Below are 16751 nucleotides of genomic sequence, written 5' to 3'. Positions count from 1 at the left end.
ACCATGGGGCGGCGAGGGGTTTACTTTCCCGAGTCCTTGACGTCGGCGAACTTGTCGAACTCGATGTTGTACAGCTCGCTGCCGCGCTTCTCCACCTTGCGGATGTAGACGGTCTGGACGACGTCGCGCGTGGCCGGATCGATCAGGATCGGCCCGCGCGGGCTCATGATCTTCATGCCCTTGAGCGCGCCGATGATCTTGTCGCCATCGGCCGCGCCGCTGGTTTTCTTCAGTGCCTCGTAGATGGCGGCCATGCCGTCATAGGCCGCGACGGTCATGAAATTCGGGCGGCCCGCGCCGGGATTGGCAGCGGAATAGGCGCTCAGGAACGCCTTGTTCTCGCGCGAGTCGTGCGCCATCGAATAGTGGAACGAGGTGATGACGCCGAGCGTCGAATCGCCCATGGCGGGCAGCACGTGGTCGTCGGTCAGGTCGCCGGTGGCGATCACGCGGATGCCGGCCTCCGCCAGCCCGCGCTCGCGAAAGCCCTTCATGAAGGCCACGCCCTGTTCGCCGGCCGGCAGGAACAGGAAGACCGCCTCGGGCCTGGCGTCCTTGATGCGCTGGATGAACGGCGCGAACTCCGGGTTGCGCAGCGGCACGCGGATCGATTCCACGACCTGCCCGCCGCCGCCGATGAAGTTGGTCTTGAACGCGGTTTCCGCATCGATGCCCGGCGCATAGTCGGCTACCAGCGTGACCACCTTGCGCACATTGTTCTTCACGGCCCACTTTGCCATCGGCGCGGAGATCTGCGGCAGCGTCATCGACACGCGCGCAATGTAGTTCGACTTGGTGGTGATGACGGACGACGCCGCATTGAAGATCACCATCGCCTTCCTTGCCTGTTCGGCGACGGGCGCCACCGCCAGGGCTTCCGGCGTCAGGCCGAAACCGGCCAGGATGTCGACCTTGTCGCGCACCACCAGTTCCTGTGCGAGACGCTTGGCGACGTCGGGCACCGGGCCCGTGGTGTCCTTCATGATGACCTGCACCTTGCGGCCCGCCACGGTATCGCCATGGAGCGACTGGTAGGCCTTCACGCCGGCTTCCATCTGCTTGCCGTAGTCGGCGAAGCTGCCTGAGAAGGGGGCGATCAGGCCGATCCTGACCGGCTCGGCGGCAAGGGCCGGGGCCGACAGCAGGGCGACGGCGCCGCAGGCCGCAATGGCGCGCTGCAATAGCGGGAAGCTCATGGATTCTCTCCTCGAATCAGGGCGTGTGCGGCACTTGCGGCCGCATCGAGGAGGCAGTGTAGGAGGGTGCCCGGGCCAAGGCAATCCCGATTGATACGGGTGCCCTGGCCCGATTCAGGCGGTTCAGACGACGGTGGCGAGCGCCAGCGTCAGCAGCAGGGCGATGACCGAGATCAGCGTTTCGCAGACCGACCAGGTCTTGAAGGTCTGGGTCACGGTCATGTTGAAGTACTCCTTGACCAGCCAGAAGCCGCCATCGTTCACGTGCGACAGGATCAGCGAGCCGGCGCCGGTGGTCAGCACCAGCAGTTCGGGTCGGGTGCCCGGCACGCTGGCCGCGATGGGTGCGACGATGCCGGCGGCGGTGGTCATGGCGACGGTGGCCGAACCGGTGGCGATCCGGATCATGACGGCCACCAGCCAGCCCAGCAGCAGCACGGAAACGTGGGCGTTGGTGGCCACGTCGACGATTGCATTGGACACGCCCGAGTCGCGCAGGATGCGGCCGAAGCCACCACCCGCGCCAACCACCAGCGTGATGATGGCCGTAGGCGCCACGCACTCGTTGGTGAACTTAAGGATCGCCTCGCGGTTGAAGCCGCGTGCCTTGCCGAAGGTGTAGAAGCTCACCAGCGCGGCGATCAGCAGCGCCATGACCGAGTTGCCGATCAGCTTGAGGAAGTCGTTGGCGAAAGTCTTGGGCGTGGTGAACAGGTCGGCCCAGCTGCCGATCAGCATCAGGATCACGGGCAGCAGGATGGTGAACACCGTAATGCCGAAGCCGGGCAACTGGTGCGAAGCCTTGACGCCTTCGTCTTCCTCGGTGAACTGCGCGGCCAGCGGATTGACGTCGGGCAGCTTGACGTAGCGGTCCATCAGCTTGGCGAACAGCGGGCCGGCAATGGCCGCGGTCGGGACCCCCACGATCAGCGCGTACATGATGGTCTTGCCGATATCCGCGCCGTATGCCGTTACGGCCAGGAGGGCAGCGGGGTGCGGCGGGATCAGGCCGTGCACGACGGACAGGCCGGCCACCATCGGGATGCCGACCAGCACCATCGACGTGCCGGTGCGCTTGGCCACGTTGAAGGCAATCGGGATCAGCAGCACAAAGCCGACCTCGAAGAAAACCGGCAAACCGACGATAAAGGCGATGGTCACCATTGCCCAGTGGACGTTCTTCTCGCCGAAGAAGTCAATCAGCGTGCGCGCGATGCGTTCGGCGCCGCCGGACTCGGCCATCATCTTGCCGAGCATGGTGCCCAGGCCGATCACCAGGGCAATATGGCCCAGCGTGCCGCCCACGCCGGCTTCGAACGACTTGATGATGTCGCCCATCGGCATGCCGACGGCGAAGCCGAGCAGGACCGAGACGACAACCAGGGTGATGAAGGGATTCAGCTTGAAGCGCGCGATCAGTATGACCAGGGCGATCACTGCGATCAGCGCGTACACCAACAGTGTGGTTCCGGTGACGGCACCCATGTTGTCTCCTTTGTGTGGAAAATGGCCGCTTGTGGCGGCAGTATTTGTAGTTCAGTTCATGTCCCGCCCGGATTGCGGGCGGGGAAAACGCAATCAGGCAATCAGCGGGCAATCAGCGGGCGATCGGCTCAGGCCGCCGGCTTCTTGTACGCGATGCAGTCCACTTCGACCTTGCAATCCACCACCATGCTGGACTGCACGCAGGCCCGGGCGGGCGGGTTGGCGCCGAAGTATTCCTTGAAGATCTTGTTGAACGCGGCGAAGTCGCGCGCGTCGTCCAGCCAGACGCCGCAACGCACCACGTGCTCGGGGCCGTAGCCGGCCTCGGCCAGGATGGCCAGCACGTTCTTGATGGCCTGGTGGGTCTGCGCAATGATGCCGCCGTCGATCAGTTCGCCATTGACCATCGGCACCTGGCCGGAAACATAGAGCCAGCCGTCGGCCGCCACCGCACGGGCAAACGGCATATGCTGGCCGCCCTGGCCGGTGCCGCCTTCTACGCCAAATCGCTTGATATCCATGAAAACTCCTGAAATCGGTGAAACAAAAAAGGGGAGATCAAACCGCCGGCCGGGAGCCGCGCGGCAGGAACCGGCCGGCGCGCACGCCGGTGGGCTGGCGCTGCTGCCAGGACAGCTCGCCGTTCACCCAGACCGCGGCAATGCCTTCGGCCGGTTGCATCGGATCGGTAAAGCTGGCCGCGTCGCGGATCGTGTTGGCGTCGAACAGCACCAGGTCGGCCCAGTAGCCTTCGCGCACGAAGCCGCGGCCGGTCAGGCCGAAGCGCTCGGCGGACATGCCGCTCATCTTGTTGACGGCCACCGCGAGCGGGAACAGTTCGCGGTCGCGCGCATAGTGGCCAAGCACGCGCGGGAACGCGCCCCACAGGCGCGGATGCGGCAGCGGGTCGTTGGGCAGGCCGTCGGAGCCCACCACGGTGGCCGGATGGCTCAGGATGCGGTCGACGTCGGCGTCCTCCATGCAGTGGTAGACGGCGCCGGCCGGCATCAGGCGGCGCGCGGCCTCGTGCAGGTCGACCTGCCATTCGGCCGCGATATCGGCCAGCAGGCGGCCGCCCATTTCCGGCGCGCCTTCGGACCACGTCACCATGATGTCGAAATCGCTGGTCACCTGCTTCAGGTCCAGCGTCGACGAACTCGCGGTGTAGGGGTAGCAGTCGCAGCCCACGGGCTGCCAGCGCTGGGCGGCGTCCAGCGCGCCAAGAACTTCCGAGCTGCGGCCCCAGTTGGGCACGCCGGCGCATTTCAGGTGCGAGATCACCACCGGCACGCGCGCATGGCGGCCAATGCGGAACGCTTCGTCCATTGCGTCGAGGATCTCGGCAAACTCGCTGCGCAGGTGCGTGGCGTAGAGCGCGCCGGCATTGGCGAGCGGCTCGGCCAGGGCCAGCACTTCCTCCGTGGTCGCCGAGAAGGCGTTGGCATAGGCCAGCCCGGTGGACAGGCCCAGCGCGCCATGCTGCAGGGCTTCTTCCAGCTGTGCGCGCATGGCGGCAATTTCGGCGGGCGTGGCGGCGCGGTCCAGCTTGTCCATCTGGTTGCTGCGCAGCGCGGTATGGCCGACCAGTGCCGCGACGTTGACGGCCGGCCGCGCGGCATCTACGGCTTCCACATACGAGCGGAAGTCCGGATAGCGGAAGGCGTCGGCATGCCCGAGCAGGTTCATCGGATCGGGCGGATCGCCCGACAGCACCACCGGTGCCGCGCTGATGCCGCAGTTGCCGACGATCACCGTGGTCACGCCTTGCGACAGCTTGGGCGTCATCTCGGGCTGGCGGACCACGTTGGTGTCGTCATGCGTGTGCACGTCGATAAAGCCGGGCGACAGGACCAGGCCGTGGCCTTCGACCACGTGCGCGGCGGTGTCGGGCTCGATGGCGCCGGCCTCGTCGATGCGCGCAATCAGGCCGTCGCGCAGGGCCACGTCGGCCATGCGGGCCGCGGCCCCCGAGCCGTCGAGCAGCGTGACGCAGCGGATCAGGGTGTCGAACAGGTGTGGCATAGGTTCAGTCTCCCAGCGGCTGGCGGCCGTCCGGGCCGGCGCCTGTGTCCTGGCCGCGCTCGCCGCCGGGGCCGCGGTGAGCGTCGAGCACGTATTTCAGGCGGCGCAGCCGTTCCTTGCTCTGGTCCGGCTGCAGCAGCGCGCACTGCGTGGCCAGCACGTCCAGCACCAGCAGCATCGCGTAGCGCGAGGCCGACGGCTTGAAGATGAAATCGGTCTCCAGCGTTCGCACGGGCAGCAGCACGTCCGCACGCGCGGCCAGCGGCGAGCCCAGCGCGGTCACGGCCACCAGCGTGGCGCCGTACTCGCGCGCGATATCGCAGCTCGCCAGCATTTCCGGGACGCTGCCGCTGGCGGAAAACGCAAGCACCACGTCGTCGCGGCTGAGCGTTGCCGCCACCATCTTCTGCAGCAGCGCATCCTGGTAGCTGGCCACCGGCTGGCCAAGCCGCGCCAGGCGGTGGCGCGCCTCGTCGGCCATGAAGGACGAGCCGCCGCCCATGCCAAAAGCGTAGACCATGCGTGCGCCCAGCAACAGGCGCGCGGCCTGATCGATGCGGTCGGCATCGATCAGCTTGCGGTTGACTTCGAGCGCGCCCAGCACGTCGGCATGGATGCGGTCGGCCAGGGTGGCGGGGGTGTCGGCCGGCGCCGGCGCGCCATCAGGCTGCAGGAAACGCATGCCGACCGCGGTAGCCTGGGCCAGCCGCAGCTTGAGGTCGCGCACATCGCGACAGCCGATCGCCTTGGCAAAGCGGGTTACGCTGGCTTCGCTCACGCCGGCCTTGCGCGCCAGCTCGTTGATGCTGGCCGCCGCCGCGCCGGCAAGGTCTTCCAGCACGATTTGCGCCACTTTCTGCTCGGCCAGCCGCAACGCGGGGCCGCGCTCGGCAATGCGGGTCAGGATGTCGAAGGGCGCGGTCATGGCTCGGAAAGGTCTTGGGGCCGGCGAAGGGCTATAACTGATAGTGCCCGTCCGGTTGCGAGCCACCAGGCTCGCCATCCGGGAACGGTGTGTTACTTTATAACAAGGATGAAATATCGTAATTTCAGGGATATCATTACGTCAATCAGATTTTTTCAGGGTGATGACAGGCATGCGTGAAACAAAGTACCAAGCCGGCACGATCGATCCGCTCAACAAGGCGCTGGGCCGGCTGGAGGCCCCGCTTGCGCCCGAAGACGCCGGCCAGACCGGCTGGGGCCTGCTGCAGGAAGAGCTAAGCCTTCCTGCGGCGGTGCTTTACGAGGAGCGCCTGTCTCATAACCTGCAATGGATGCGCCGCTTCATGGATGAATACGGTGTGCAGCTTGCACCGCATGGCAAGACGACCATGGCGCCCAAGCTGTTTGCGCGCCAGCTTGGGGCGGGCGCCTGGGGCATTACGCTGGCGACGGCGCACCAGACCGCCGCGGCCCATGCCCACGGCGTGCGCCGCGTGCTGATGGCCAATCAGCTGGTGGGCCGCCGCAACATGGAGATCATTGCCGACCTGTTGCGCGATCCTGGCTTCGAGTTTTTCTCGCTGGTCGATTCGGCTGACCTGGTGGACCAGCTCGGCGCATATTTCCGCGAACGCGGCCAGACGCTGCAGGTGCTGCTGGAGCTGGGCGTGGAGGGCGGACGCACCGGCGTGCGCGACGCCGCGCAGCAGGCCGACGTGCTGGCGGCGCTGGCGCGCTGGCCGGACGCGCTGTCGCTGGCGGGCGTGGAGATCTATGAAGGCGTGCTGAAGGAGGAGGCGGAGATCCGCCGCTTCCTGCAGCGCACCGTGGCGGTCACGCGCGAGATTGCGCAGCAGGGCCGCTTTGGCCGCAGCCCGGTGGTGATGTCGGGAGCCGGCTCGGCCTGGTACGACGTGGTGGCGGAAGAATTTGCCCGCACCGATATCGGCACGCCGATCGAGGTGGTGCTGCGCCCCGGCTGCTACCTGACCCACGACGTGGGCGTCTACAAGGCTGCGCAGGAACGCATCCTGGCAAGCAACCCGGTGGCGCAGAAAATGCGCGAAGGCCTGCTGCCCGCGCTGCAACTGTGGGCCTATGTGCAATCGGTGCCCGAGCCCGACCGGGCCATTATCGGCATGGGCAAGCGCGACGCCGCGTTCGATGCCGGCATGCCGATTCCGGCGGTGATCTACCGCCCGGGCAGCGCCGCGCCGGTGGCCGTGCCCGCGCACTGGGAAGTCACGGGCATGATGGACCAGCACGCATACCTGCAGATCCGCGCGGGCGACGATATCCGGGTCGGCGACATGATCGCCTTCGACATCTCGCACCCGTGCCTGACTTTCGACAAGTGGCGCCATATTCCCGTGCTGAACGGCGACATGCGCGTCATCGACATTGTCCAGACCTTCTTCTGAGGCGAGCGCGCCATGAGCATCGATATCCTGGCCTATGGCGAGCCGCTGGTGGAGTTCAACCAGCAGCCCGACGATCCGACCCGCTACCTGCAGGGCTTTGGCGGCGACACTTCGAACTTCTGCATTGCTGCCGCCCGGCAGGGGGCGACCACGGGCTACATCACGGCGGTGGGTGCCGACAGCTTCGGCGAACGCCTGATGGCGCTGTGGACGCACGAGCGCGTGGACACGCGTTACGTCCGGGTGGACCCGGTTGCGCCGACCGGCGTGTATTTCGTCAGCCATGACAGCCATGGCCACCGCTTCGACTACCTGCGCGAGGGTTCCGCCGCGGCCCGTTACCATCACGAACAGCTGCCGCTGGCCGCGATCGCGCAGGCCAGATTCCTGCACCTGTCTGGCATCAGCCTGGCCATCAGCACCAGCGCCTGCGATGCGGGACTGGCCGCGATGGAGCATGCGCGCAAGGCCGGCGTGAAGGTGTCGCTCGATACCAACCTGCGGCTGCGCCTGTGGTCGCTGGCGCGGGCGCGCGGCATCATGCGCGAGGCGTTCTCGCTCACGGACGTGTGCCTGCCGAGCTGGGACGACATCACCGTGCTGACCGGTCTCGATGACCGCGACGCCATCGTCGACTACCTGCTCGGCTGCGGCGTTGGCCTGGTGGCGCTCAAGCTCGGCGAAGAGGGGGCCTACGTGGCCACGACCGAATCACGCACGCTGGTGGAGCCGTTTGCCGTCAAGCCGGTCGATGCCACCGGGGCCGGCGATTGCTTTGGCGGCAGCTTCATTGCGCGGCTTGCAGCGGGTGCCGATCCGTTCGAGGCTGCCCGCTTTGCCAACGCGGCTGCCGCGCTGTCCACCACGGGCTATGGCGCAGTGGCGCCGATTCCATCCGCGGAAACCGTGCTAGCCAGGCTGGCGCAGTCGGTGTCCGTGATTGCCTGATTGATGCATGGATCGACTGATCCACGGATATTCTTTCTTCTCTGCAACCATCCAGACTGCCATGCAAGTTCAACCTTCCCCGCTGCTCGCGCGGCTGGCCAATGTGCCGGTCATTCCTGTACTGGAGTTCGGCTCCGTAGACGAGGCCCTGCACGTCAGCGAAGCGCTGGTGGCCGGCGGGCTGCCGCTGCTTGAAATTACGCTGCGCACGCCGGTGGCCATGGACGCCATGCGTGCCGTGGCGGCGAAGATCCCGGGTGCGTGCGTGGGTGCCGGCACGGTACTGACCGTGGAGCAGCTCCATGCAGTGCGCGATGCCGGCGCGCAGTTTGCCGTGTCGCCTGGCCTGACGCCCGCGCTGGCGGCAGGGGCGCAGGGAGCCGGCATTTCGCTGCTCCCCGGCGTGGCCACGGCCAGCGAGGCGATGGCCGCGCTGGAAGCCGGCTTCACCTTCCTGAAGTTCTTCCCGGCGCAGGCCGCGGGCGGCGTGCCGATGCTCAAGTCGCTGTACGGGCCGCTGTCGCAACTGCGTTTCTGCCCGACAGGCGGCATTGACGCGGCGCTGGCGCCGAGCTACCTCGCCTTGCCGAACGTGGCGTGCGTGGGCGGTTCCTGGGTGGTGCCCAAGGACGCCGTCGCCGCCGGCGACTGGGACCGCATCCGCAAGCTGGCCGAACACGCCGCGTCGCTGCGGCTGCCCTGAGATTCGGACACCACAGCTTCCGGCATGAAAGCAAAACGGCACGCATTGCGTGCCGTTTTGTCCTTTGCGCCGAGCCTTTCCAAAAGGCCTTGGCCTCTTACTTGTGGCTGTCTGCAGCGCCTTCCAGTTTCTGGCCGCCGCGCTGGAGATCCTGGCCGAGTCCGGCCATGGTATTGCAGCCAGCCAGCAAGGTCGCGAACAGTACGCACCAGATCCAACCTTTTTTCACGCCGGGCTCCTTTGAGTTCATGGACATTTCCGGGCAGATTTTACCCGCCGGTGCCGCTTGGCATCACATTGATGTGTGGCAATTTGTAAATCGTACCCAACCGTCGCGCATTACGCGCATCACGCGGCCGGCCCGAGCAATTCGCGGGCGCGCTGCTGGATGGCCCAGTGTGTCTGTGCCAGCCAGTTGGCAGGAAACGGCTGGGCGAGCAAATAGCCCTGGACGCTGTGGCAACCCCAGCCGTGCACCTGTTCCAGTTGCTTGCGCGTTTCCACGCCCTTGGCGCAAACCATGGCGCCTGCCTTGCGCGCCAGGGTGCAGGCAGCATGCAAGCCCGCCGCTGCATTGGCGGGCTGGTGGGCGTGGCCGAGGCTGCGCACATCGAGCGTGACACGGTCTGGCCGCAGCCGGCCAAAGGTCTCAAGGCTTTCCGGGCGGTCGTTGAAGTCGCCGAGCGCAAGTTGCAGGCCGCGCCGGCGCAGCGCTTCGAACCGGCCGATCAGTTCCGCGTCATCCGGCACGTTCGTGGATGGCACTTCGATGCAAAGCCGTTGCGGTGCGATGGCCCCGGTATCGAGCGTGCGCGCGAGCGCATCGACCATGTCCAGTTGATGCAGTTGCGCACTGGAGGCCAGCAAGGTGAACTGCAGCGGGCCAATATCCGCCGCCGCGCGGGCCAGCGGCGCCAGGCTGCGAAGCAGCCAGTTGCCCACCGGTCCCATCAGCCCGAGACTATCCAGCGCTGGCAGGAAGTCCTGCGGCGCGACCCTGCCGAGTGCGGGATGGCGCCAGCGCAGCCGCACCGAGTAACCGCTGATCCGTGCGCCCTCGAAATCGGCGCGGGGCTGCAGGTGCAGGCCCAGTTCGCCGCGTTCCAGCGCGTGCGGCAAGGCGGTGAGCACCTGATCCTCCGCGGGCGGCCCGGCCCGCGCGGCACTGGCCAGCCCGTCTCCCCCCTGGCGGCAGATCCGCAGCATGGCGTCGATGGCATGCTGCAGGCTGCGTTCGGCGGCTACGTCGGGGTGGTCGAGCGACACGCCAACGCTGCAGGACAGGAACGGCTCGGCGCCGTCGAGCGTGAAAGGGCGGGCCAGTTCATCGGCCAGGCGCTGTCCCAATCGGACCGGGTCCGGCGTTGAGGCCGGCAGCAAGGTAAGCACGGCAAGATCGGCCGAACCCAGCCAGTACACGCGGGCTTGGGGATGAAGCCAGCGCGTCAGTCGCGCCAGCACGAGCTGGCGCAGCCGGGCCGCCCCTTTGGGCCCGAGCGATTCGCACGCGCTGGCAAATCGATCCAGTCGAATGGCGAGAATGACTAGTTGCGCGCCGCCGGAAGATGCGCGGCAATCCGCCAGCGCAGCCACGAATGCGGCCGGCTGGACCATGTCGTACGCATTGCCGGCACGTTGACCGGCGCTGTTGTCGGCGTCGTCTTGGCGCATGCGGTCAATATGCCGGCGTCAGCCGGTGGTTTCCTCTTCGGGGCCTTCGGACGGCGGCACGCGCGAGGCCAGGACCTTGTCGATGCGCTTGCCGTCCATGTCCAGGATTTCAAAGCGCCAGTCTTGCCACTGGACGCTGTCCGCGGTTTGCGGCAACCGGCCGAGCAGCAGCAGGAGCATCCCGGAGAGCGTGTGGTAGCGCTCTTTCTCTTCCTCGGGCACCTGGCGCAAGCCGATGCGGTCCTTCAGTTCGGGGATGGGGATCAGGCCATCGAGCAGCCAGGAGCCGTCTTCACGCTGGATCGCCCATTCCTCGTCCACGCTATCGGGCTTGAATTCGCCGGTGATGGCTTCGATCAGGTCCTGCAGCGTGACCAGCCCGAGCACCTCGCCGTACTCGTCGATCACGAACGCAATCTGGCCGCCGGAGCCGCGGAAGTTCTCCAGCAGTTCCATGCCCGTGACGCTCTCGGGCACGAAGACCGCCGGCTGCACCACGGTCATCAGGTCGGCTTCCTCGCCGCGCAGGCGGCGGGCCAGCAACTGGCGCGCACTCACCACGCCAACGATGTCGTGCATGCCGCCGCGCACGACCGGAAAGCGGGAATGGTCCGATTCCTCGATGCGCTTGAGGTTGTCTTCCAGCGGCACTTCGACGTCCAGGTACACCACGTCCCCGCGCGGCACCATCAGCGAAGCCAGCTGGCGGTCGTCGAGGCGGAACACATTGCGCACCATGGTGTGCTCGTGATGCTCGATGACGCCGGCCTCCGAGCCCTCGACCAGCAGTGCATGGATTTCTTCCTCGGTCACGCCCGGGCCGCGATTGGTATTGACGCCAAGCGCACGCAAGACCAGGCGTGTCGACCCGGACAGCAGCTTGACGAACGGCGTGCTTGCCACGGCGAGCCAGGCAATCGGCCGTGCCGCCAGCCGGGCGATGGCCTCGGGGGCCAGCTGTCCCAGGCGCTTGGGCACCAGTTCACCCAGCACGATCGAGAAATAGGTCAGGCCAGCCACGACGATGGCCGTTGCCACGTAGCCCGCAGTGGGCTGTGTCAGCCCGAAGCCCTGCAACCATACGCCCAGCGGCTGCGCCAGCGTGGATTCGCCCACCACGCCGTTGAGCACGCCAATCGACGTAATGCCGATCTGGACGGTGGACAGGAAGCGGGTCGGGTCTTCGCCAAGCTTGACAGCCTCGATCGCTCCGCGGTCGCCTTCTTCAATCCGGCGCTGCAGACGCGCCTTGCGGGCGGTGACCAGAGCGATTTCGGACATGGCGAACAGACCGTTGAGCAGAATCAGCGCCAGCAGTATGGCAATTTCCATCAGGGGGCGCGCCCTTCGCGCGCGGGAATCAAAAGGTCTAGCATACCATTCGCCTGTTACAACCTGTTTTGGGGGTGATGTGGACTGCGCCCATGCAGGTGTGGCAAAGATCGTGGCTATTTGCGATTTGTTACTGGCGCAAGCAAGCCGGTCCGTTATCCTCTGTCTGACAATAATCTCCACAAAAGGAAAAACATAATGTTCCGAGGACTTGCGCTGCTATTGGCGAGCACGGCATTGCTGGCCGGCTGTGTGGTCGCGCCATACGACGACGGTTACGGTGCCGGGCACGGTGGCTGCCCGCCTGGCCAGGCCAAGAAGGGAAACTGCAGGGTGGATCAGTACGGTAACCAGAGCTTCTGTCCTCCGGGGCAAGCCAAGAAGGGCAACTGCTGACGCGCGGTTGTCCCCCTGCGCTCGGGCGCTGGGGCGCCACGAACATGCCGCCAGATCCATGGTGTCGGCTGATGAGGTTGTTCCGCATTCGCATCGGGCGTCCGTGAGTCTTGCTGATTACCTTCAAGGTAGTCGCCGGGCAACGTGTCTCATGCTGTAATACGTCACATGGAGACGCTCACGCCCGGTTCCGAAACCGCCCTCGATTTTCCCGGCCTGCTGCGATACTGGCGCAGCAGGCGCGGCTATAGCCAGCTTGCACTTTCGCTGGCGGCGGGGGTGTCGCAGCGCCACATCAGTTTCCTCGAGTCCGGCCGCTCCAGGCCTAGCCGCGCGATGGTGCTGGCGCTGGCCGAACGGCTCGGCGTGCCGCTGCGCCAGCGCAACCGCATGTTGCTGGCGGGCGGTTTTGCTCCGGGATATAGCGAACACGCGCTCGCCTCTGCGCCTCTGCAGATGGTCCAGCAGGCCATTTCGCTGATTCTTGCGAAGCAGGAGCCGTTCCCGGCCGTGGTGCTCGACCGCTTCTGGAACCTGGTCGACGCGAACCCGGCCTATCGCCGCATGTTCGATGTGCTGCTCGACGGCCGAGTGCCTGCGGCGCTGGAGGAGGGCGGCGAGCGCATCAACCTGATGCTGACCGTGTTCGATCCGCAGGGCTTGTGGCCGGCGATCGAGAACGCCCGGCAGGTAGGCCGCTACCTGCTGCGGCGGGTCTGGCAGGAGCTCCAGGTCCAGGCGAATGACCAGTCCGCGCGCGAAACCTTCGCGCGCATCGCAGCCTGGCATCCGGACATGGTGAGCCCGGCCGGTGCGCTGCTGCCTGATGAGGACGCGGCCGAGGGACCGCCACCGCCAGTGCTGCCGGTCACGCTGTGTGCCGGAGCGTTCCGCGCCTCGTTGTTTTCCACCATCACGACGCTTGGCATTCCGCAGGACGTCACGCTGCAGGAAATGCGCATCGAGTGTTTTTTTCCGGCCGACGAGGCCACGCGCGAGGTGTTCGAGACGCTGGCGCACGATTCGCCTCCGCGGCGTCAGAAGCGGTAGCGCAGGTACACCGTGCTGAAGCTGGTGCCAGGGTTGGGCTCCTTGATCCCGGCATTCGAGATGTGCTGGTAGCGGTAGCCGACCGCGAACTGCTGCGCCTTGCCGAACGCCACGCCGACACCTGCGTATTCCGAGAACTGGAAGGCGGTGGAGTACACGTGATCGTCGGAAGTTCGGGTCTCGGTCAACAGGCGCACGCCAAGCGACAGTTCCAGGAACGGCACCCAGCTATAGCGCTTCCACTGCAGCCTGGCCACGGGCGAGAAGCCGAATTCCCAGGGGTTGCGGGGGTTGTTGCTGCTGGTGCTATGCCAGCGCGCGACATTGACCTCCCAGAGCACGTCGGCCAGCAGGCCTTGCGGGTTGCCCCAGGCAAAGCCGGAGTCCCACTGGAAGGCGGCTTCGATTTTCTGGACGTCATGGTTGGTATCGACGCCATAGCCGATCTGGACCGCAGGGATCGGTGGGGTCGCCTGGGCCAGGCCGCTCCCCAGGGCTATGCCCGAGACGGCCGCGATCAGGGCCGCCCGCCTCAAACATCGTGTGCGCGAAGACTGGTGGCGCAGGGGTGCAGTCGCGGAACAGCCGGGCCGGGCATCGGGCAGCGATCGCATAGGTTGGCTCGTTATTGTCTGGCTCGTTATTGTCGGGGGACGGCCCCGGACCGTACCGCATAAGCGCGTCCGGGACCGGGCGGTGACGCGCACAGTCACTTTTTCATCACACCTAAGGTAGTTGTAGTACACGGCGGGCCACGTTGCACGCCGAAGAAAAAAAGAACAGTCGTGCTACCATCACCCCGCCGGCACTTTTCGCGCCTTGCTATCGAGGCTCGGGCGCGGACGCCGGCACCGTTACGTCTTCAGGGCGGGGTGAAAGTCCCCACCGGCGGTATGCCGCAGCGTACGTTTCCGTACGATGCGGCGAGCCCGCGAGCGCCTGCATATTGCGTGCAGGGTCAGCAGACCTGGTGCGAGGCCAGGGCCGACGGTCATAGTCCGGATGAAAGAAGATGGGCGCAAGCCTGCCTGCCGTCTCGGGCGCAAGGGCATCGAGGTCACGCTTGCCGCGGCCGGACGCATGGGTCCGCGCACGGGTGCGTGCCGTCGTGCCGCATGCTCGCCGGGGTTGCCAGCGCGCTTCCGTTGATCCTCCCCTGGAACGCCCACTGATCAGGTAGCAAGGAGCGTTTCATGTCAAACCTTTCCAACGAATCCGATTCCATCACGCTTGCGTCCGACGCGGACGAGCGTCCTTTGGCCCTGCGCATTGCGCAGGCGCTCGACGCCATGCGCGAAGGCCGCCCGGTTGTGCTGCTCGACGACGACGATCGGGAGAACGAAGCCGATCTCATCCTGGCCGCCGAGTGCCTGACGCCCTCCAACATGGCCATGATGATCCGCGAATGCAGCGGCATCGTGTGCCTGTGCCTGACTGCCGGCAAGGTGCGAGAGCTTGGGCTGCGCCCCATGGTGGAAAACAATCGCAGCCAGTACGGAACGGCGTTTACCGTGTCGATCGAGGCGCGCGAAGGCGTTACTACCGGCGTGAGCGCAGTGGACCGCATCACGACCATTCGCGCGGCAATCGCGGACGATGCCGGGCGCGATGCCGTGGTCAGCCCGGGCCATGTGTTCCCGCTGGTCGCCGTGGATGGCGGGGTCCTGGTGCGGCGCGGGCATACCGAAGGCTCGGTGGAACTGGCCCGGATGGCCGGCCTGTCCCCCGCCGCGGTCCTATGCGAACTCATGAATCCCGACGGCACCATGGCGCGCCGGCCCGAGGCGCTGGCGTTCGCTGAAATGTACCGGCTGCCGGTGCTCACGATCGCCGATCTGGTTGCCTGGCGCGAGATTCACGGTTGATTGCGGACGATGCGCGCTTGAATTCGCGCCGCGCGGGTCGGCAAGCGCGGTGGCATATGCGACAATGCGGCTCGTTTTTCCCGTCAATTCGAGGGTGATTCAATGATTTTCCGCATTGTCCGATGCGCTGCCGTGCTGTGCGGCTGCGCCATGGGCCTGAGCGCCCACGCTGAATCCGGGATGGGCTACGAGAGCCGTCCCGCCGCTGCCGCCGGCCTGTACCAGTGCCCGCAGGCGTCCGGAGACATGGTCTTCCGCGCCACGCCACGGGAAGGCTGTACCGTTGCCGCTGCGCCGGAAGCGGCGGCACCGGATCCGCAGCGCTGGCTTCCGCTGATGGGCGCCAACGGCGTGATTTCGTACTTCGACCAGGTTGCCGTCAAGCGTGCCGGGCCGGAGGTCGGCGTGGTGGTGATGCGCAATGCGCCGACCGGGGTGATCCGCACCACGAATGGCGAACCTATCCGGTCGTCGCTCAAGCGCATGGTGCTCAACTGCGCATCGTCGATGGTGGCCGTGGTGGAGCAGACGCTCTACAGCAAGCGCTTCGCACGCGGCGAGGCGCTCTACACGATCCGCTCGCCGCAAGCTACGCGGTTCCAGCCGGCGGCCACCGGGTCGGTGGCCTCGGAGCTGATGCGCCGGCTGTGCCGTTGACGACCTGCCGGACTTTATTCTGCGACCTGGCGTGACTTCCACTGGCCGTCCTTCTGCTTGCAGAACCAGCCGCTCCAGTGCTCTTCGGCGGTGCCGCGCTTGAGGTCGGTCTTGAGCCGCCGGCATGACTGGCCCTGGTCGGTCTTGCTCATGACCGGCGTCAGCGTGCCGTCCACGGGCAGGCGCTTGCCGCTGGCCGGAAACTGCCAGGTGATCGACTGACCGTCAGCGGTGTCGTTCAAAGCCTTGCCAATCGACTTGGCGAACGATGCCGCTTCATCCTTGTTCAGCTTGCCGATGATGGTGCCCGACAGGTAGTTGTCGAAGTAAGCCTGGGCGGGAGCGGACACGGCGAACATCAGCGTGGCGCCCAGGGCGCTGACCAGGGCAACGGTGGGGAGGCGTCGGGCTTGCCGAGACAGCATGGTCGTTCCTTTTCGGTTCGTTGGCGCGGCGTGCCGTCGCGCGGGCCAGTGCATTGTAAGCCCAACCAGCGCGCCGATGACGACTGGCGGCGCCTCTTGCGACGCTTGCGCAGGGGCGTGGTTGACAGGGGATTTTCACTGGCCTAGCGTTGATTGTTGCCACGGATGCTTGCACGACGCCATCCGCATCGACAGGCAAACGGGGCACAACGCGCAATCACCGCGAGAGGAGTCCCCATGAAGCTGCGCCACCTTACCCTCGGCCTGGCCTTCGCCGCCGCGTTCGGCGTCGTGCATGCCCAATCCCCGGCTGCCAAGAGCGGAAAGTTCGACCCGTACACGGACGGCGCCAAGGCTGGCAAGTTCGACCCCTACACCGACGGCGCCAAGACCGGCAAATTCGATGTCTACACCGAAGGCGCGAAGTCCGACAACGTGACATCGTTGGCCCCCGGCGCGCGTACCGACCAGCTTCAGCCGATCGACGATGCCAAGCGGGTCGGCAAGGCTGACCCGTACACGGACGGCGCCAAGGCCGGCAAGTTCGACACCTACACCGACGGTGCGAAGCAGTAGCAGTAGCGCCTCGTAGCTGGCCGGGGCCCACGCCGCGCGGTAGTTGCTGCTGTCCGCAC

18 protein-coding genes and 1 riboswitch are annotated in these 16751 nt (G+C 66.3%); of the genes, 8 read left to right on the top strand and 10 right to left on the bottom strand.

Annotation, left to right across the window (positions count from 1 at the left end; genetic code table 11):
* Positions 1 to 20 precede the first annotated feature (20 nt).
* The 5 genes from AC3FKG_RS14695 to AC3FKG_RS14675 form a co-directional block, all read right to left on the bottom strand.
* Entirely contained in the window at positions 21 to 1196 is a 1176-nt protein-coding gene (locus tag AC3FKG_RS14695; protein ID WP_483711763.1) for an ABC transporter substrate-binding protein, read from the bottom strand.
* A gap of 123 nt (positions 1197 to 1319) precedes the next feature.
* A complete protein-coding gene (locus tag AC3FKG_RS14690) occupies positions 1320 to 2681 on the bottom strand; it encodes a GntP family permease (RefSeq protein WP_483711762.1) in 1362 nt (453 codons plus the stop codon).
* Positions 2682 to 2809: 128 nt separating this feature from the next.
* A complete protein-coding gene (locus AC3FKG_RS14685) occupies positions 2810 to 3202 on the bottom strand; it encodes a RidA family protein (protein ID WP_483711761.1) in 393 nt (130 codons plus the stop codon).
* A gap of 37 nt (positions 3203 to 3239) precedes the next feature.
* Positions 3240 to 4703: an N-acyl-D-amino-acid deacylase family protein gene (locus AC3FKG_RS14680; RefSeq protein WP_483711760.1), complete on the bottom strand. Its 1464-nt coding sequence runs from the start codon at positions 4701 to 4703 to the stop codon at positions 3240 to 3242.
* A gap of 4 nt (positions 4704 to 4707) precedes the next feature.
* The gene (locus tag AC3FKG_RS14675) at positions 4708 to 5628 is read right to left on the bottom strand and encodes a MurR/RpiR family transcriptional regulator (protein WP_488743413.1); all 921 of its coding nucleotides are present in this window, start codon (positions 5626 to 5628) and stop codon (positions 4708 to 4710) included.
* A gap of 172 nt (positions 5629 to 5800) precedes the next feature.
* On the opposite strand from AC3FKG_RS14675, the gene AC3FKG_RS14670 reads away from it, so the two are divergent.
* The 3 genes from AC3FKG_RS14670 (at position 5801) to eda (ending at position 8720) form a co-directional block, all read left to right on the top strand.
* Positions 5801 to 7069 carry an amino acid deaminase gene (locus AC3FKG_RS14670; RefSeq protein ID WP_483711758.1) on the top strand — a complete coding sequence of 423 codons (1269 nt, stop codon included), beginning with the start codon at positions 5801 to 5803 and terminating at the stop codon, positions 7067 to 7069.
* 12 nt (positions 7070 to 7081) lie between these two features.
* Positions 7082 to 8017, top strand: coding sequence for a sugar kinase (locus tag AC3FKG_RS14665; RefSeq protein ID WP_483711757.1), 936 nt, complete (start codon positions 7082 to 7084; stop codon positions 8015 to 8017).
* A 61-nt stretch (positions 8018 to 8078) separates the two neighbouring features.
* Positions 8079 to 8720, top strand: a complete 642-nt coding sequence (gene eda / locus AC3FKG_RS14660) for a bifunctional 4-hydroxy-2-oxoglutarate aldolase/2-dehydro-3-deoxy-phosphogluconate aldolase (RefSeq protein WP_483711756.1) — start codon at positions 8079 to 8081, stop codon at positions 8718 to 8720.
* A 97-nt stretch (positions 8721 to 8817) separates the two neighbouring features.
* On the opposite strand, the gene AC3FKG_RS14655 is transcribed toward eda, so the two are convergent.
* From AC3FKG_RS14655 to AC3FKG_RS14645, 3 genes are all read right to left on the bottom strand, one after another.
* Entirely contained in the window at positions 8818 to 8949 is a 132-nt protein-coding gene (locus AC3FKG_RS14655; protein ID WP_483714360.1) for an entericidin A/B family lipoprotein, read from the bottom strand.
* Between the two features lie 119 nt (positions 8950 to 9068).
* Positions 9069 to 10391 (bottom strand): GGDEF domain-containing protein, encoded by a 1323-nt coding sequence (locus tag AC3FKG_RS14650; protein WP_488743412.1) that lies wholly within the window; start codon positions 10389 to 10391, stop codon positions 9069 to 9071.
* Between the two features lie 18 nt (positions 10392 to 10409).
* Positions 10410 to 11723: a hemolysin family protein gene (locus AC3FKG_RS14645; protein WP_483711754.1), complete on the bottom strand. Its 1314-nt coding sequence runs from the start codon at positions 11721 to 11723 to the stop codon at positions 10410 to 10412.
* Positions 11724 to 11921: 198 nt separating this feature from the next.
* Between AC3FKG_RS14645 and AC3FKG_RS14640 the strand changes: the two genes are divergently transcribed.
* Together AC3FKG_RS14640 and AC3FKG_RS14635 are read left to right on the top strand one after the other, a co-directional pair.
* Positions 11922 to 12119, top strand: coding sequence for a hypothetical protein (locus tag AC3FKG_RS14640; RefSeq protein WP_483711753.1), 198 nt, complete (start codon positions 11922 to 11924; stop codon positions 12117 to 12119).
* Between the two features lie 168 nt (positions 12120 to 12287).
* Positions 12288 to 13169, top strand: coding sequence for a helix-turn-helix domain-containing protein (locus AC3FKG_RS14635; RefSeq protein ID WP_488743411.1), 882 nt, complete (start codon positions 12288 to 12290; stop codon positions 13167 to 13169).
* Here the strand turns inward: AC3FKG_RS14635 and AC3FKG_RS14630 are convergent.
* Positions 13157 to 13705 carry an acyloxyacyl hydrolase gene (locus AC3FKG_RS14630; RefSeq protein ID WP_488743410.1) on the bottom strand — a complete coding sequence of 183 codons (549 nt, stop codon included), beginning with the start codon at positions 13703 to 13705 and terminating at the stop codon, positions 13157 to 13159. The two genes, AC3FKG_RS14635 and AC3FKG_RS14630, sit on opposite strands and share 13 nt — an antisense overlap.
* A 318-nt stretch (positions 13706 to 14023) precedes the next feature.
* Positions 14024 to 14187: riboswitch (FMN riboswitch) on the top strand.
* A gap of 175 nt (positions 14188 to 14362) precedes the next feature.
* Here AC3FKG_RS14630 and ribB point away from each other — a divergent pair.
* Positions 14363 to 15034 carry a 3,4-dihydroxy-2-butanone-4-phosphate synthase gene (gene ribB, locus AC3FKG_RS14625; protein WP_488743409.1) on the top strand — a complete coding sequence of 224 codons (672 nt, stop codon included), beginning with the start codon at positions 14363 to 14365 and terminating at the stop codon, positions 15032 to 15034.
* A 102-nt stretch (positions 15035 to 15136) separates the two neighbouring features.
* The gene (locus AC3FKG_RS14620; protein ID WP_488743408.1) at positions 15137 to 15691 is read left to right on the top strand and encodes a surface-adhesin E family protein; all 555 of its coding nucleotides are present in this window, start codon (positions 15137 to 15139) and stop codon (positions 15689 to 15691) included.
* Between the two features lie 14 nt (positions 15692 to 15705).
* Here the strand turns inward: AC3FKG_RS14620 and AC3FKG_RS14615 are convergent, their stop codons facing one another.
* Positions 15706 to 16116, bottom strand: a complete 411-nt coding sequence (locus AC3FKG_RS14615; RefSeq protein ID WP_483711748.1) for an RT0821/Lpp0805 family surface protein — start codon at positions 16114 to 16116, stop codon at positions 15706 to 15708.
* 237 nt (positions 16117 to 16353) lie between these two features.
* Between AC3FKG_RS14615 and AC3FKG_RS14610 the strand changes: the two genes are divergently transcribed.
* On the top strand, positions 16354 to 16692 hold the full coding sequence (locus AC3FKG_RS14610; protein ID WP_483711747.1) for a hypothetical protein: 339 nt from the start codon (positions 16354 to 16356) through the stop codon (positions 16690 to 16692).
* Positions 16693 to 16751: the final 59 nt, after the last annotated feature.

This window comes from Cupriavidus sp. 22TCCZM04-2, from assembly GCF_057798895.1.
Note: the sequence above shows the minus strand (reverse complement) of the source record. Positions and strands in the feature narration are given on the sequence as shown.

Coding starts and splice junctions, on each gene's coding strand:
- AC3FKG_RS14695 (WP_483711763.1), bottom strand. CDS start 1,196: ATGAGCTTCCCGCTATTGCAGCGCGCCATTGCGGCCTGCGGCGCCGTC.
- AC3FKG_RS14690 (WP_483711762.1), bottom strand. CDS start 2,681: ATGGGTGCCGTCACCGGAACCACACTGTTGGTGTACGCGCTGATCGCA.
- AC3FKG_RS14685 (WP_483711761.1), bottom strand. CDS start 3,202: ATGGATATCAAGCGATTTGGCGTAGAAGGCGGCACCGGCCAGGGCGGC.
- AC3FKG_RS14680 (WP_483711760.1), bottom strand. CDS start 4,703: ATGCCACACCTGTTCGACACCCTGATCCGCTGCGTCACGCTGCTCGAC.
- AC3FKG_RS14675 (WP_488743413.1), bottom strand. CDS start 5,628: ATGACCGCGCCCTTCGACATCCTGACCCGCATTGCCGAGCGCGGCCCC.
- AC3FKG_RS14670 (WP_483711758.1), top strand. CDS start 5,801: ATGCGTGAAACAAAGTACCAAGCCGGCACGATCGATCCGCTCAACAAG.
- AC3FKG_RS14665 (WP_483711757.1), top strand. CDS start 7,082: ATGAGCATCGATATCCTGGCCTATGGCGAGCCGCTGGTGGAGTTCAAC.
- eda (WP_483711756.1), top strand. CDS start 8,079: ATGCAAGTTCAACCTTCCCCGCTGCTCGCGCGGCTGGCCAATGTGCCG.
- AC3FKG_RS14650 (WP_488743412.1), bottom strand. CDS start 10,391: ATGCGCCAAGACGACGCCGACAACAGCGCCGGTCAACGTGCCGGCAAT.
- AC3FKG_RS14645 (WP_483711754.1), bottom strand. CDS start 11,723: ATGGAAATTGCCATACTGCTGGCGCTGATTCTGCTCAACGGTCTGTTC.
- AC3FKG_RS14640 (WP_483711753.1), top strand. CDS start 11,922: ATGTTCCGAGGACTTGCGCTGCTATTGGCGAGCACGGCATTGCTGGCC.
- AC3FKG_RS14635 (WP_488743411.1), top strand. CDS start 12,288: ATGGAGACGCTCACGCCCGGTTCCGAAACCGCCCTCGATTTTCCCGGC.
- ribB (WP_488743409.1), top strand. CDS start 14,363: ATGTCAAACCTTTCCAACGAATCCGATTCCATCACGCTTGCGTCCGAC.
- AC3FKG_RS14620 (WP_488743408.1), top strand. CDS start 15,137: ATGATTTTCCGCATTGTCCGATGCGCTGCCGTGCTGTGCGGCTGCGCC.
- AC3FKG_RS14615 (WP_483711748.1), bottom strand. CDS start 16,116: ATGCTGTCTCGGCAAGCCCGACGCCTCCCCACCGTTGCCCTGGTCAGC.
- AC3FKG_RS14610 (WP_483711747.1), top strand. CDS start 16,354: ATGAAGCTGCGCCACCTTACCCTCGGCCTGGCCTTCGCCGCCGCGTTC.